The sequence below is a fragment of the Paenibacillus sp. EZ-K15 genome, assembly GCF_002573715.1.
Taxonomy (GTDB): Bacteria; Bacillota; Bacilli; order Paenibacillales; family Paenibacillaceae; genus Paenibacillus_AQ.
On record NZ_PDHM01000017.1, the window covers coordinates 531845 to 545488 of the forward strand.

The 13644-nt window shown below is 37.5% G+C and carries 17 protein-coding genes and 1 pseudogene; 2 read left to right on the forward strand and 16 right to left on the reverse strand.

The annotated features are described in order from the left end of the window. Positions 1 to 28: 28 nt before the first annotated feature. Both CRG97_RS19015 and CRG97_RS19020 read right to left on the reverse strand, forming a co-directional pair. Positions 29 to 1792, reverse strand: coding sequence for a SulP family inorganic anion transporter (locus tag CRG97_RS19015; RefSeq protein ID WP_098746253.1), 1764 nt, complete (start codon positions 1790 to 1792; stop codon positions 29 to 31). 168 nt (positions 1793 to 1960) lie between these two features. Continuing rightward, positions 1961 to 2296, reverse strand: a complete 336-nt coding sequence (locus CRG97_RS19020; RefSeq protein ID WP_076321867.1) for an ArsR/SmtB family transcription factor — start codon at positions 2294 to 2296, stop codon at positions 1961 to 1963. 191 nt (positions 2297 to 2487) lie between these two features. Here CRG97_RS19020 and CRG97_RS19025 point away from each other — a divergent pair, with 191 nt between their 5' ends. Then, complete coding sequence (locus CRG97_RS19025; RefSeq protein WP_098746254.1) at positions 2488 to 3126, forward strand: hypothetical protein; 639 nt, start codon at positions 2488 to 2490, stop codon at positions 3124 to 3126. Between the two features lie 134 nt (positions 3127 to 3260). Then, positions 3261 to 3815 (forward strand): carbonic anhydrase, encoded by a 555-nt coding sequence (locus CRG97_RS19030; protein WP_098746256.1) that lies wholly within the window; start codon positions 3261 to 3263, stop codon positions 3813 to 3815. 323 nt (positions 3816 to 4138) lie between these two features. Here CRG97_RS19030 and CRG97_RS19035 read toward each other — a convergent pair whose 3' ends face one another. The 14 genes and pseudogenes from CRG97_RS19035 to comI all read right to left on the reverse strand — a co-directional run bounded on the left by CRG97_RS19035 (position 4139) and on the right by comI (position 13581). Next, positions 4139 to 4651: a DUF6886 family protein gene (locus CRG97_RS19035; RefSeq protein WP_098746257.1), complete on the reverse strand. Its 513-nt coding sequence runs from the start codon at positions 4649 to 4651 to the stop codon at positions 4139 to 4141. Between the two features lie 47 nt (positions 4652 to 4698). Next, positions 4699 to 5262 (reverse strand): annotated as a pseudogene (locus CRG97_RS19040) (chloramphenicol phosphotransferase CPT family protein). A 68-nt stretch (positions 5263 to 5330) separates the two neighbouring features. Next, positions 5331 to 5984, reverse strand: coding sequence for a uridine kinase family protein (locus tag CRG97_RS19045; protein WP_098746261.1), 654 nt, complete (start codon positions 5982 to 5984; stop codon positions 5331 to 5333). 192 nt (positions 5985 to 6176) lie between these two features. After that, entirely contained in the window at positions 6177 to 6602 is a 426-nt protein-coding gene (locus CRG97_RS19050; RefSeq protein WP_098746263.1) for an NUDIX hydrolase, read from the reverse strand. A 55-nt stretch (positions 6603 to 6657) separates the two neighbouring features. Next, on the reverse strand, positions 6658 to 7041 hold the full coding sequence (locus tag CRG97_RS19055; protein WP_098746265.1) for a hypothetical protein: 384 nt from the start codon (positions 7039 to 7041) through the stop codon (positions 6658 to 6660). 171 nt (positions 7042 to 7212) lie between these two features. Continuing rightward, positions 7213 to 7653 (reverse strand): hypothetical protein, encoded by a 441-nt coding sequence (locus CRG97_RS19060; protein ID WP_098746267.1) that lies wholly within the window; start codon positions 7651 to 7653, stop codon positions 7213 to 7215. 36 nt (positions 7654 to 7689) lie between these two features. Beyond that, the gene (locus CRG97_RS33320; protein WP_202618966.1) at positions 7690 to 7995 is read right to left on the reverse strand and encodes a hypothetical protein; all 306 of its coding nucleotides are present in this window, start codon (positions 7993 to 7995) and stop codon (positions 7690 to 7692) included. A 413-nt stretch (positions 7996 to 8408) separates the two neighbouring features. Further along, positions 8409 to 9221 carry a DUF2785 domain-containing protein gene (locus tag CRG97_RS19070; RefSeq protein ID WP_098746269.1) on the reverse strand — a complete coding sequence of 271 codons (813 nt, stop codon included), beginning with the start codon at positions 9219 to 9221 and terminating at the stop codon, positions 8409 to 8411. A 265-nt stretch (positions 9222 to 9486) separates the two neighbouring features. Then, a complete protein-coding gene (locus tag CRG97_RS34275) occupies positions 9487 to 9819 on the reverse strand; it encodes a DUF6933 domain-containing protein (RefSeq protein ID WP_481856213.1) in 333 nt (110 codons plus the stop codon). Between the two features lie 250 nt (positions 9820 to 10069). Then, positions 10070 to 10597 (reverse strand): GNAT family N-acetyltransferase, encoded by a 528-nt coding sequence (locus CRG97_RS19075; protein WP_098746271.1) that lies wholly within the window; start codon positions 10595 to 10597, stop codon positions 10070 to 10072. 217 nt (positions 10598 to 10814) lie between these two features. After that, the gene (locus CRG97_RS19080) at positions 10815 to 11309 is read right to left on the reverse strand and encodes a GNAT family N-acetyltransferase (RefSeq protein ID WP_098746273.1); all 495 of its coding nucleotides are present in this window, start codon (positions 11307 to 11309) and stop codon (positions 10815 to 10817) included. A 169-nt stretch (positions 11310 to 11478) separates the two neighbouring features. Further along, complete coding sequence (locus tag CRG97_RS19085; protein WP_161952956.1) at positions 11479 to 12369, reverse strand: GNAT family N-acetyltransferase; 891 nt, start codon at positions 12367 to 12369, stop codon at positions 11479 to 11481. Between the two features lie 289 nt (positions 12370 to 12658). After that, positions 12659 to 13147, reverse strand: coding sequence for a hypothetical protein (locus CRG97_RS19090; RefSeq protein WP_098746277.1), 489 nt, complete (start codon positions 13145 to 13147; stop codon positions 12659 to 12661). A 338-nt stretch (positions 13148 to 13485) separates the two neighbouring features. After that, complete coding sequence (gene comI, locus CRG97_RS32925; protein ID WP_021255831.1) at positions 13486 to 13581, reverse strand: competence inhibitor ComI; 96 nt, start codon at positions 13579 to 13581, stop codon at positions 13486 to 13488. Positions 13582 to 13644 lie beyond the last annotated feature (63 nt).

Genomic DNA, 13644 nt, shown 5'->3' on the forward strand with positions numbered 1-13644 from the left:
TACGGCAGAAACCACAGATCATATAATTTCATCGACTTGCTCTATCTAAGCAACGAGCTCCTTGTATCGCTTCCTTTTGGAGCTCCTTGTTCGATAATGCGGTACATTCCCGGAAAGCAAAATGTTTACATCCTAAACATTGGTTATGATCCAATTGGAATAATGCGTAATCAATCGCCTCACCTGTATTCCCAAAGAAGTGAGCCGCCCCGATAAAATCAAACAAGCCCGTTCTCTTCAATACTTCCATAGGCTGTGGTTGGACACCAGATATAAGAACCATCCCACCAAACTTCTTGAAGTGTTTAACCAAGCTGGCTAAATTGTGCTCCCCTGTCGTATCCATAAAGGGTACTTTCCCCATGCGTAGAAGTAAGACTTTAGGTCTTTGATGAATCGTATCCATGATCGACTTCTCAAACATGTTCGCGGCACCAAAAAAGAGCGGACCTTCAATTGTGTACATACCGATTTGGGGACAATCATGCCCCTCGGTTACCATGTGTGCCTTTACTTTTTCATGGTTATCAGCTGGATCGGGAAGCACTTTAGTTACTCTCAAAACGTCACTCATTCGTTTCACAAACAGAATGACAGCTAAGATTAATCCCACTTCAACAGCAGTCGTTAAATTCGTAAATACGGTTAGTATAAATGTAATTAAGAGTACAATGGAATCGCTCGTTTTGGTTTTCAAGACGTGAGCAAATTCTTTCCGTTCGCTCATATTCCAAGCAACGAGCATCAGGATGGGAGCCATACTGGCAAGTGGAATCTCAGATGCGTAAGGTGCAAATAAAATGAGGACCAAAAAAACAACAATACCATGTATAATTCCGGACATAGGCGAGACCGCACCGTTTTTGATATTGGTTGCTGTCCGTGCAATGGCACCAGTTGCTGGAATACCTCCAAATAGAGGTGTCACCATATTCGCGATGCCTTGCCCAATCAGTTCACGACTGCTATGATGACGACTGCCGGTCATGCCATCAGCGACAACTGCCGATAACAAAGACTCAATACCACCCAACATCGCGATGATAAAAGCGGGACGAATCAGCGTTTCAATACGGTCCCAGGTTATTTGCGGAAAATGGAATTGAGGTAATGTACTAGGAATTGCTCCGAACGATGATCCAATCGTTGCTACGTCACCTTTGAAGAACACAGCCGCAACCACACTGGATACGACAAGCCCCACTAAGGATCCCGGAACCTTCGGCATCATTCTGGGTGTAAGGAGAAGGACAACCAAACAAACCCCGGCTGTTATGACGCTGTAGATATTTATGGTTGTCAGATGCATCACAATTTCTTTCATGTTAGGCAGAAAATTTTCATGCTTCTCGATACCACTTAGACCCAAAAAATTAGCAATCTGTCCGCTGAAGATAATTACTGCGATTCCAGCCGTAAATCCAATGGTTACCGGGCGAGGAATAAACTTAATCAACGCACCAAGTTTACATAATCCCATTAAGACAAGGATGATGCCAGCCATGAATCCGGCAATCAGCAAATTTTCGTATCCATATTGCATGACTATAGCGAAAAGGATGGGGATGAATGCACCGGTAGGCCCCCCAATTTGAAATTTAGAGCCTCCGAGCAAAGAAATTAAAATACCGGCAACGATGGTTGTATAAATGCCATACTCGGGTTTGACACCAGCAGCAATAGCAAACGCCATTCCTAATGGAATGGCGATAATACCAACAATCAGGCCTGAAATAAGATCTTTACGAAATGCGGATGCATGATATCCCTCAAATCTTCCCGTCCATTTCATCTGCTTTACCTTCTCTTCTTCATATATTTGATTATTTGAATATATGTGAGATGTTACTCCTACCAATGAATAATGTCAATCGCTAAAATTGAAGCAATTCCTCTATTCTATAAACTAAAAAAACAAGGTGCTCCTGAGTGTTGCTCACGGATGCCCTTGTTTTTTTAGTTATGGTTCATTACGGATGACCTCAAGCAAAGAAATCGCATCAACGAGATGATTATCGAATATCTGCTTTGTAACAGCTAGCAATTCTTTAATCAACGGGTCACGTAAGGAATAAATGACCGATGTTCCGTCTTTTAAGCCAGTAACTACATTTTTATTTCGTAATACTGACAATTGTTGAGAAACGGCTGAACCTTCTGAACCCAAAATACTTTGCAATTCGTTGACATTTTTATCTCCTTCGCTCAGCACCTCAAGAATTCGAATTCTCATCGGATGAGCCAGCGCTTTAAAAAAATCGGCTTTAAACTGTTGAATATTTTGATTTTGGTTCATGGCTATACTCCCTTAGTGGCTAAACTTTTGAATATATGAATATAATAACACAACCGTATACCAAACATCGCGTAAAAAAGAAACGCATGAGCATCGATTGTTATTTGGTTGCAACTATCGTATAATACCCTTTATATTCAAATTTTTGAATATTTGATTTTATACCATTAATAAATGAGGAGTGGATGCGAATGTCAGGCTTTATGGTTAATGATCCATCTCAACAAGATTCGCCATCCATTCACCCATCGACTTCTTTATTAAAAAAAGTGAGCAGACAAGCAATCATTACGGTTGGTATTCAAGCTCTGCATGAGGTCGGATCCGATCCTATTTGCAAAGTCTGCATTGCCAATGGAGGCTCCTGCTGTAATGGTTGCAGGCATCTTGCGGACGGAATTGGATGCCAGCAACGTAATACAAGTTGTACGGCATGGTTATGTGGGTTTCTTAAATTTTTGTTGTATGAAACAGGCCTGTTACGAGAATGGAATGACTTTTGGGACCAAGTACCGGGACAAGATTTTCGTGAGGATTTCACCCCAGAAGTTTTCTTCATGGAAAAGTCGTTACACCTTCCGGATATTCGAAATCTTAGCGAAGCTTTGGCTGCTGATCTTCAAGAATTAGCCAGAACTCACATTGCGATTGGGTTCATACTCACACTTCGGGAAAAAATAGATAAAAATATCGACCAATTGGAGTATTTTGAAGATGATCCAAAAAAGCAAATCAGCCTAAAAAGAAGCATTAAAATGTTATCAGGTCCTTTTTATCGTTTTCAAAAAGAATTACATGATTATCGTCAAATGCTTCAGAACACGAAATAACAACAATGATGCCTTATCTGGCAGCGTTGTTGATTTATCTCCCAAATTTTATTTACTGTACCACTCCACCTGAAAATACGCCCGGGAGATCACGCCTTAATTAAATATTCAATTATTTATGGGAGGCCTCTGTTGTGTCACTCAAAAACTCCCGCATCCTGCTTTGTTTTGTATTTTCGATTAGTCTACAGCTCTGTACAGATTGGCATCCATTGAACACGAGTGGGGAAAATGCATATGCCAAGATCTCACCCAATCAAGCCAATCGTCTTTTAGAAGAAGGAAATCAACGATTTGTTATGGGGAACTTAGCAGAAAAACATGTGATTCAAGCTAGAACACAATTAGTCTCCGAACAAAAACCAGTTGCTGTCATCATTAGCTGCTCCGATTCCCGGGTTGCCCCAGAGATTGTTTTTGATCAATCCCTGGGGGATCTCTTTGTCATTCGGGTAGCAGGAAATATCGTGAATGATGATGTTATGGGCAGCGTTCAATATGCTGTGGATCATTTAAACGTTCCCCTTGTATTAGTCTTAGGACATGAGAACTGCGGCGTTATTATTGAAGCATTACAAAAAAGAAAGCATCCTTTGTATTTACAATCCATTTTAAATAAAATTGAGCCTCTAGCTGAAAAGGCCTGTCTGCTGGCATTACGCGAGATGAACTGGTGGACTGGACCGTAATCGAAAATATCAAATTGGTTAAGGATGAATTACATGAGAATTCGGCATTAAATGAGAAGTTGGCGGACGATCAATTGCAAATAATCGGTGGGGAGTATCATCTGGCATCAGGAAAAGTAAGTTGGATTAATTAAGTTAAACATGAGGAAGTATTGTATAAGACTGACCCTAATAAACGAACCAGCGGGCAGCCTTACATTTCTTGCATTACTTTAATAAGTTCTTCAATAACATTCTTACCATCACCCTTGTAAGAAGAGCCCTGCATCACAGCAAGTGTTTTAGGTTCTAGATCTGCTAGTTTACGGAGCATCTGCTCCCCCCTACAATTTCTTGGCATTATTAAATCTATGTATTCCATATTCCTTAAAATCTGAAGAAACTATTGATTCTCTAAGAGGACATAAATTGGGTGTAAACCTTAATTCAATTCCCTTACTTAAAAGTCTCTCAACCAGTCGATCAACCTTCTCTATACCCATTGGTTTTACGGTTTGATAGGAAATATAATATCCTGCAGTCTTATCAAAAACTTCAAACCCCTCGTCTTCAAATTGGTACTTATACAACGTTTGTTGAACGATTCTTGCATACCAATCATTTTCTACAGTTACAATGATGTCAGCCAACGTATTATTAAAAAATAACTCATTGTTTCTCTCACTGATATCCTCTGTTCTTCTACATACGATTCGCGGACAATCCCTTGGGAAGTAATAGGAGAATTCATGTTCCTCATCGATTGCCCAAACAACTGCCGGAAAATCTGGTCGATTCTGTTTTTCTCTTGGGATGAAGATTTCAATATCAGCCTCTTCGCTAAAATGAAAAAGCATTCATGCACCTCATTTTATATGTTTTTCTGTAATTTTGTATGCTTGAATTACTTCTTTCCTTTCATTTTTTCATGCAATTTTCTAAATGCATTTAAATGGTTAGCTTGCAATCTAAACCGCATAATTTGTTCTGCACATTCTTGAATTGTGTTTTCAAAAGTATTAACTTCCAGGTCATATATTCCATGTCCATGAATCCTTTCCAATTGCCACTTAGCCTGTCCAATATCTCTATCGCCTCTATCTCTTTCTCGACGTTCCAATTCATATACAGGGCAATTGACCCGAACAAAAACCACTGGATAATCTGATAGAATCGTTACACATTCCTCAAGCCAACCATCCTCTTCTGGAATGTCTAAAATAACATGATCTACAATTACATTAAGTCCTTCATTACTGAAAGTTTTAATACTGTTGTGCATCGCTGAAGCACACTTCCTAAGAGTGTCCCAATAATTGTTCTCTACATATTTTTCTGGCGCCATGTTTTCATACACATCTAACGACAGATGAAAATATGGATCATCGCTTAATTCTTGTATTTTCTATGTTAGACTTGTCTTTCCCGAACTGGATGTTCCGTTTAAGAAAATAATATAATCCTTTATTCATGGGTATCTTCCTTTGCTGTGTGAAGTGATTGTTAGTTGAATTATACTTCTTTCTGATTGTACATTTAAAGTTTTCTAATTGTTCTAAGTATTTCTCTTTTTACTTGCTCTACCACGCTATTTTTTTCTTGATTTGCATCAATTATGAGATCAGCCTTTTCCTTTACCCGGATTCCATTGAGTAAATACATCTCCTTGACTCCTCCATATAAATAATCCGATAAAAAATGATCTAGCAAGCTTATTAAAACTTCCGGATCATGCTTTAAGTTCTTAATCAGATCATAGATTCTTCTTCCAAGAGATACCTCGGGACTAACATCCAGGTAAATCACTAAATCTATGAGATCTGCCACTTCATCCCTTTCCTTTCCAAAAGGCTCTTCAAGTAATATGATCTCACCTGGTTTTAATTCTAGTTTTTCTTTTGGTTTCAAATTACCATACTCTTCTGCCCAACCAATTCCCTTATTTAGGATTATGGATTCACCATTTATAAGACAGATTAAATGTTCTCTAAGCAATGGTGTTTTAATTTCATTTGGATCTCCGCCACTGTGAATCCAACTAACAATACTCTCTGGAAAGTCTTTTCTTGATACGTAGTCATCGAAAAACAATGTTACGCAAGACAGTAGCTCTTTAGCTAATTCAATAACCAATGTACTCTTTCCAGACCCGGAATAACCGCTAACAGCAACTACTAAAGGTCTTTGCATCTACATCATCTCCTATAAAAAATATAAGAGCGGATCTCAGTAGAGATCCGCTCTTATTGTTGATCATCATAACATAGAAATTGTGCATTTCAAGTACTACTAAAGATTTTATTGCCTCGGGTAGACCAAGGGTACTACGTCCTGCAGCGTCAGCACATTGTTAGAAGATGTATGCAGCTTCTTTATATACTCTCATATATTCTTCTCGTCATTAAATTCAATACAAAACGGTTGCGTTTCAGGGCTTAAACAGTGCTCAATTCTTTGTCTAAAATCTTTCCATTCAACTTTTTTCAGTGCTTCTTCTAATGGAAAAAAGCCTGACTCCAAGCTCTCTGATGATTGTATTAATTCTCCACCTATAGGCTTCGCTAAAAATAGTGTGTTACAAATTGAATTTCCTACGTTCTGAAAAATCCCACAGAATTTGATAATTTCTATGTCTATCCCTGACTCCTCTTTGGTTTCTCTTATGGCAGCGCGACTTAAAGATTCTCCTACTTCAACTTGACCACCAGGCATCTCCCAGCCTCTTCTTGGTCCTTTAATAAGCAACAATTCGTTTTTTTCATTTATTACAATGGCGGCTGCCGAAACAATATGCTTGGGTGGATTCATAAAAGTCTCCCTTGAAAAGAATATTTTCTCATCAGCAGTACCCTACTTCATTGAATTAGCTTGCATAAGTATCATTGAATTTATCTATTTCAGATTTCAAAAAATTATCGTCTATATAATTCAATATGCCAGTGAAGAAGTAATTACAAACTTCGTAGAGTAAGTCGTAGGCTTCATTATAATAATCTATTGAATACCTGGTATTATTATTTCTAAAACTATCATGTGAAGTCCAATCCTGAACAAAAGTAAAGATGTACCATATTCCACTTGCAATTTGTCGATCTAGTTGAATACATGTTTTTATACTTTCAGTATATTCATTAATTAATGTGACTAGGTTAACAAATTTATCATGATCCCAATTTATATTGCATCTAATATCCAATAAAAAGGAATTCTCTCCTGCTTCCAGTTCATCAATAAGTAACTTATTCATGTTGTAATCACCTTCAAATAAAATTTGAAACGTAGTGTTATGTGCAGTCAATCACTCATTTTACTCTCCACATCGTTGCTCGAGAAGGTCCACTGGGCTTGCCTCACAGGGGTGTGAGTTGCATACTTTGATACATCTTTTCAAATATAGCAGTCAATTTTCCAGCCCTTTTTATGAGATGATAATTCCTCCTATCCCTCTGAGTTTATTAATTTCATCTGGATCCTCTGTCATAATAACTCCTATTTTTTCATGTGTTACAGTAGCTAGCCAGACTTCTCCATTTTTTAAAAAGCAAATATCTTCAAGCAACTCCGGTGATAACCATTGGTATAAGCGCTCTGTTTTCCTTATCAAAACTTCTTTCAATTCTTGATTACAATATAAATAATAAACATTTGCATAGTGTCCAAGTAAAGTTGTTCCTGGCCATTCGTCCTGCTTTCTTATTTCTTTTATGTATGGCTTTATGTCTTCAATAAATTCTTCAGCGTTTTTATTTAGATCAAGTTGGTCCCTTTTAACTAAAAGAAGCTCATCACATATGCTAAATGCTAGATCTAATAATTCTTTATATGTAGTCCCTTTTGGCTCCACAAGAAATTCTTTCATACATTCTCCTTTCAATCATTTTGGTTTTGCCTTTCCTCAAATATGTTGTAAAATCATGACCCCTATATTCACCGATGTTTCAATATATCCTTCGATCTGAATAAAACTAAAGACATTTAAAGGTTCATCTAATACTTGTTTTTCATAATTCATATCACCAAAAACATGCGGAACAAATTCAATGACTTCTTTGGTCTTAACCTCCTGCAGGTCAATGATCTCTGGTGATATACCGATTGCTCTCCTCATTTCTTCCGTACAACCATAGTGTTCTAACAATTTCCCATTCAGTAATCTGAAATCATCGTGATACAGCGGATATACTCCTGGGTCCGCCTCCATTCGATTCCTCAACCAGGGCATATAAAAGCCCTTCAACCACTGATCATCGGCGATTAAATGTGTAAAATATCCAAGCACATACAAGTTATCACAATATGCCCTATACTTATTGAGAAATCCTAGATAATCAATGTACCGCGTATAATTCTGATGTTCACCCTTAAAGAAATGCGATTCATCCTTGGTTTGGACAGCATCCGGAGCAATGCTGCAGGGATTGCATATAACGTTCTTGTATCTACGATACGAGAGGCTTATGGCGCGTAAAATGGGTGGATCACGCCGCTTAGCCTTACCGGGTTGTCTACGCAGAATTACCTCTTCGAAAACTAAGGGCGAAAAGCTCGCGGCGTGAATATGTTGTTATCTGTTGTTCAAGATTTCTTCGATTTAACTAGAAATAGATTTGTTTTTTAAAGCTGTTTTAATGTTTTTATTATTTCATTTGTTATAACTTCAGATCCGCTAATATCCAGTAATTTAAAATAGACACTTCGTAAAAGGTTTTTGGTATTTCCTCTTATAATCTCATCTTGAGGATATATTCCCAATCTTTCAAAGCCTCCAAGTTGTTGCACCCAATTAATTAAAATATCTTGCTTTAGAGTATTACGCTTTACAATTTGAAGAACGACTTCGGCTATCCTTTCATCTTCACCGTTTGTAAAATAATAGTTATTAACACAAGCCTTTGCCCCTACCAATTCTAAAATAAACAATATCTGTTCATAAGAATAATAGGACGAGGCGACAATAGAATCTAAAGCATCAGCTGCATGTGCAATCGAATGTGCCCATCCCTTGTCTAATACATATCCTCTAAAATCCTTTTCAAGTTCAAAATATAAAGTCACTCTAGAGTATATATACTCATAATCCGTTTCTGTTAAATAATTGAAGATATCGTTGTAATGTAAAGCAAGTGGTATGAACAATACTGAAAAAGAACGCGTAAATACTGTATCTTGATCGTTATCCCCTATTCCATAGAATAAATGATCATCATCTAAAGTCACGTATAATACTTTTCTTACTGTTTCTATACTTAGTTCTTGATTCATTATCCATTTACTTAAAGTTCCATAAATGAGCTGATCCCTTAATTCCTCATCGATCGACCCAATGTGTTGAATCATTTCTTGAACTACTTGATCAATATCTGTTCCCTCAGGAACCTTATAATTATTATCTCTTACATCTCTCAGAAAGCTTTTAATGTTGTTCATTTTTTCTCCTTTTGTTTAGGGTTCAGGTACTAAGGTTGCGATATCTCCAGCAGGCATACAGGACCGGGGAGCTATTTAGCTCCGCTGGGGAACGTGATGTTAGACGATTTTATTAACCTTGATTCATTAACTGTCAAATAATCTTATGTACCGTTTTTCTAATTCCTTATTAAATAAATCTATAGGTCTAAGATATTCTCGTTGATTATTTAGATCTATCGATTTGTAAACTCTATCATTATTCCATCTATTTAAATCATAATAATTAAACAGCTTCATTACACTCGTTTAGGTATTCATTAATTGTTGAATTGTTAATGTTTTCAGATATTAGATAATTCTTTAATTGTTCCTTAAATATATTCTCCAGGTTTTTGTATTGGGTACTTCTAATTCCTGCTAAAGTCAAACTCAATCTCGACAAATCATTTATTAAAACTATATGCTTCCGTTTGTTCACAAAAACGAGATTAGCATGCCAACTAAAGAACGGATCAGCTATGTCAATTGTGGTTATGGTTTTATCGATTTCATATCCCTTAACAAATTCTTTGTTGATCGGATAACAAGCAAAATATCGCCTCTTCTTTGGTTTGATCTATTTATTATACATGGTTTCACCTAACGTTGTTGTGTTCTTGAGTCCGAGTGGCTTAAGGGAGCACAGCGACTAAGTGGCTTCGCCACATAGTATCCTCGCTTAATTGTATTACAGATCTCTCATATAACGGTCTGCAGGTACCTCTTCCTCGAAGTCTCTCCAGCAGCCCACGGGCGTCAGCCTGACCGCTGCGTAAACGCATTGTTATGCGATTCCCTTGCCCATCTTCAAATTGCTTCAATCTTTATCAATCTTCAAATTTGTTATACCAGAATACTGCTTTTTCATTAGCTGTCGGAAATTTTGAATAAAGCATATTATCAACACCACCGATAATAAAATTGTTTTTGGAGTAAAACCTACATGCTGAAATATTAACATCTTGAGTTTCGAGCATAAGACCGAAAAGTTTATTCTCATTTGCCCATTCAATTGCTTTATCTAGTAGTATTTTCCCAATCCCTTTGTTTCTCCAATTCTTTGCAACAGCGATATCTTCTAATAAAGCATAGCCATTCCAATGAGTACGAAGTTGTATTTGGCCTACACAATTATTGTCAACATAATAGAAGTAGACAGCTTTGTTTTCGTTATCTATATAACTTACGTCGATGTCTTCATTGTCATATCCCTTAGTATATTGTTCGGAGAATAGTTCTTCCGTGTAAGTCCAAACATCGTCTTCGTATTTAGGAATTATCCTTCCGAATACAGTCAATTCTTCATTAGCCTTATTAAAATCCTCTATATTTTCATGTGTCATTTTAATAATCATAATCCCAAGTATCTCCTTAGATAGTTTACGTTTACTCAGATTTGCAAGGGCTTCGCATAACGTTCTGGTATCTACGAACCCAAGGCTTAAGGGGCTACCAACGATCAGGTCCAACGGACTGAGCCTCACAGGGATGTTCGCGAATCTACTTCTCTGCTCACTACTTCTTACAAAGGCAGAGCCCGCAGAGGAAATACGCTATTAAACGACGGACCTTTCATAATCTTTGTATACTATAAACGGCTTGTTCGGCATCAAACCTTATAATTCTCTGCTCCATTATCATACCTACTTTCTCTAACAACTTGCAGGATCTTATATTTGCCGTTTGTGTTTCTGCTACTAACTTCTGTATTCCAAGTTCATTAAAAGCATATTCAATCAATCTACAAATAACCTCCGTTGCAAGACCAACTCCCCAGTATTCTGGAAGGAACTGATACGACACTTCAATGTTTTTACCATCGTAATATTCGTCCAAAGATATCAAGCCGATAAATTCTTTGCTTTCTGACATTCTCACAATCCAATAACTTGAACTATCCTCATTAGATTTATTAATGATTTCGAAATATTTGATTCTCAGGGATTGTTCATCATCAGTTGTTCCCCCAAGGTAAGATCGAACATGCTCGTTTATGTATAATCTCTTTACATTTTCATAATCACTTTCTTGAATTATAGAAAGTAAACATCGTTTTGTTGTTAACATGGAGAACCTCTATGGATCATCTTTTTAGTTTTTTAAAATCACGCTGATTCACATAACGTTTAGTTTTCCCGACATTCAACTCCACTAAGCTCCAAGGGGGGAGTCACAACTACGGTTAGGTAGTTGAAATATGGCTGCTGAGTCCGCTTCTTCGAATTATACAAATGCTCTAATACATCTCGTCGGGCGGTCTGCTCAATCGGCTGTCCGGTCTATAATATTTAGTTACGATATGGTACAAGGATTTTTCCTTGAAGCCTAGATTCTCGTACAGCGTTTTCGCAGGATTGCCTTTGACCACCTCAAGCTTAACGATCTTTTCGCCACGATGCGTCATCTCATTCAAAAGAAATGAAACGAGGGCTTTACCGTATCCACGAGATTGCATATCTGGCCGAACTGCGGCCTGACGCAGCTCACAGCCGTCAATAACTCCACATGCCGTTATTTCACCATCGATATCCATTACAAATCTGTTGTTTCTATCCTTCAAAAAATTATTCCGTTCCCATTCTGAAGGTGCAATATAATACGATGGGAGAATACCAACTCGTTCACGCATTTTGTAAAAAGCCATTTCGCGAATAACATGCCACACAGGATAATCATCATCTTCATACTGCCTGATAGGAAAATGACTTTCAGGAAGAATTTCTCCTTCACGCACCATGATGTAAGAAGAATGAAGTATATGGTAGCCGTTCTTACATACAAATTGCAGAGAAGAACGATCGCCGTCCATACATGCACCAATCGAACGTTCGACTGCCTCGTATTGATTAAGTAATTGTTCTGCGCTTTCAATAAGCTTACTACCGATGCCCTTTCCTCTATATTCCTTTCTTACAAAGATTGTCATCTCGGTTCCTCTCCCCTTAAAACCGCTAAAGGAGAGAAATCCCACGGTCACATTGTTGTAACAAGCAACAAATATACCTTCAGGAAAATTGATTTCGGTCTCCCGAAACTTTTCCTTAAAGTATTCATCCCCAAACAACATGGCTTGGATAGAAGATATATCCCTCTCGGGTTTGTAGGGTTCTATTATTAGATTTTCCACCTTGATAATCCTTTCAATTAATAGGGATGTATACATCACCGTTTTGTGTGTTTTATCTACTCGTTATAATCATGACATATTTGGCCTCATATTGGTTACCTCTTTTTATTTAGCTCTTAGGGACTTTCGTATACCGTTCCCGTATTCACGACGCCCATTCCCCTTAGATAGCTCTTATCTTAGAGGAATGGATGTGTCCACCTGATTATTTTCCTTCGAAAATACCTCAGGTAGATCAAGGGCCGATCGGCCCGTAGCGCGAATATTGTGTTATCCGAAGTCCTTGACATCATTGAGCTATCTTAAATATGTCCTTCATTATTGTTTGTCTAACTTCTTCACTTGATTGTTCTAACATTTGTACCAACCGACTTGCATGATAAGATACATATGAGGGATCTATTTTAGATTCCTCATCAAAAAAATAATCAGGGTATCTAGATCGATTAATATCTTCTTCCTGAACTGCACCAAAATATTCAAATACATATTGAAATCCAGCATTCTCAATTAGTTCGTCAATTACTTGTTCTATTCTTTCTCGGCTTACATTATCAACAATGACAACTGGAGAAGATCCGCACCAATATGCCCCGTTTAAACAATGCCCATTTAGTAAATAATCTTTTCTAATTGATTCAATACATTTGATCGTATAGAAATTTGAAATCCATCTTGTTGAATCAGGAAATGTGACAACTACATCCACCTGGGCAGCTTCTACATCATCCTCCCACCCTTCTGCACCTATATGAATATATCTTCTTTTTTCAATCATACTTTCCACTCCTTAGCTTTTGTCCTTTCCTTTTTTTTCAAGGATTTCGGATAACGTTCTTGTATCTACGAACCCGAAAAGCCCCCGCATCGTAGATATCGTGTTAACTGATGGGGATGCCCTCTTCGTAACACTTTTAATATGTAATAATAATGCCTTTTAAACAATGTTTTCAATTTCATTTAATTCTTTGATACATCTTTTCAAATATGGTAATATATATTTAACAAGACCAAGTGCGGCTAACACTTGGTCCATACAATTGGCTTGGATGGTTTATTCCCTTCTAAGTCGTAGGAACAAAACCCACCTTCTGCTTCCAATCTTCGGGTGGGTTTTTACTTTCTCTTGTTGTTATGATTAATGTATGTTAAAAGAGCAAGAATGAACGTTCCAAATAGGAGCATGATCGTTATTGCATCTTTTACTTCCATGGCTTCACCTCCTTTCGAAGGGAAACCATGCCCACCCAAGATTCAATTGTAGTTATATTTTAC

Excerpts from the sequence above, each read along its gene's own strand:
- CRG97_RS19080 (WP_098746273.1), bottom strand. The coding sequence starts at position 11,309 with ATGTTAACAACAAAACGATGTTTACTTTCTATAATTCAAGAAAGTGAT.
- CRG97_RS19070 (WP_098746269.1), bottom strand. The coding sequence starts at position 9,221 with ATGAACAACATTAAAAGCTTTCTGAGAGATGTAAGAGATAATAATTAT.
- CRG97_RS19060 (WP_098746267.1), bottom strand. The coding sequence starts at position 7,653 with ATGAAAGAATTTCTTGTGGAGCCAAAAGGGACTACATATAAAGAATTA.
- CRG97_RS19020 (WP_076321867.1), bottom strand. The coding sequence starts at position 2,296 with ATGAACCAAAATCAAAATATTCAACAGTTTAAAGCCGATTTTTTTAAA.
- CRG97_RS19055 (WP_098746265.1), bottom strand. The coding sequence starts at position 7,041 with ATGAATAAGTTACTTATTGATGAACTGGAAGCAGGAGAGAATTCCTTT.
- CRG97_RS19015 (WP_098746253.1), bottom strand. The coding sequence starts at position 1,792 with ATGAAATGGACGGGAAGATTTGAGGGATATCATGCATCCGCATTTCGT.
- comI (WP_021255831.1), bottom strand. The coding sequence starts at position 13,581 with ATGGAAGTAAAAGATGCAATAACGATCATGCTCCTATTTGGAACGTTC.
- CRG97_RS19090 (WP_098746277.1), bottom strand. The coding sequence starts at position 13,147 with ATGATTGAAAAAAGAAGATATATTCATATAGGTGCAGAAGGGTGGGAG.
- CRG97_RS19045 (WP_098746261.1), bottom strand. The coding sequence starts at position 5,984 with ATGCAAAGACCTTTAGTAGTTGCTGTTAGCGGTTATTCCGGGTCTGGA.
- CRG97_RS19075 (WP_098746271.1), bottom strand. The coding sequence starts at position 10,597 with ATGATTATTAAAATGACACATGAAAATATAGAGGATTTTAATAAGGCT.
- CRG97_RS19025 (WP_098746254.1), top strand. The coding sequence starts at position 2,488 with ATGTCAGGCTTTATGGTTAATGATCCATCTCAACAAGATTCGCCATCC.
- CRG97_RS19050 (WP_098746263.1), bottom strand. The coding sequence starts at position 6,602 with ATGAATCCACCCAAGCATATTGTTTCGGCAGCCGCCATTGTAATAAAT.
- CRG97_RS19035 (WP_098746257.1), bottom strand. The coding sequence starts at position 4,651 with ATGCTTTTTCATTTTAGCGAAGAGGCTGATATTGAAATCTTCATCCCA.
- CRG97_RS33320 (WP_202618966.1), bottom strand. The coding sequence starts at position 7,995 with ATGGAGGCGGACCCAGGAGTATATCCGCTGTATCACGATGATTTCAGA.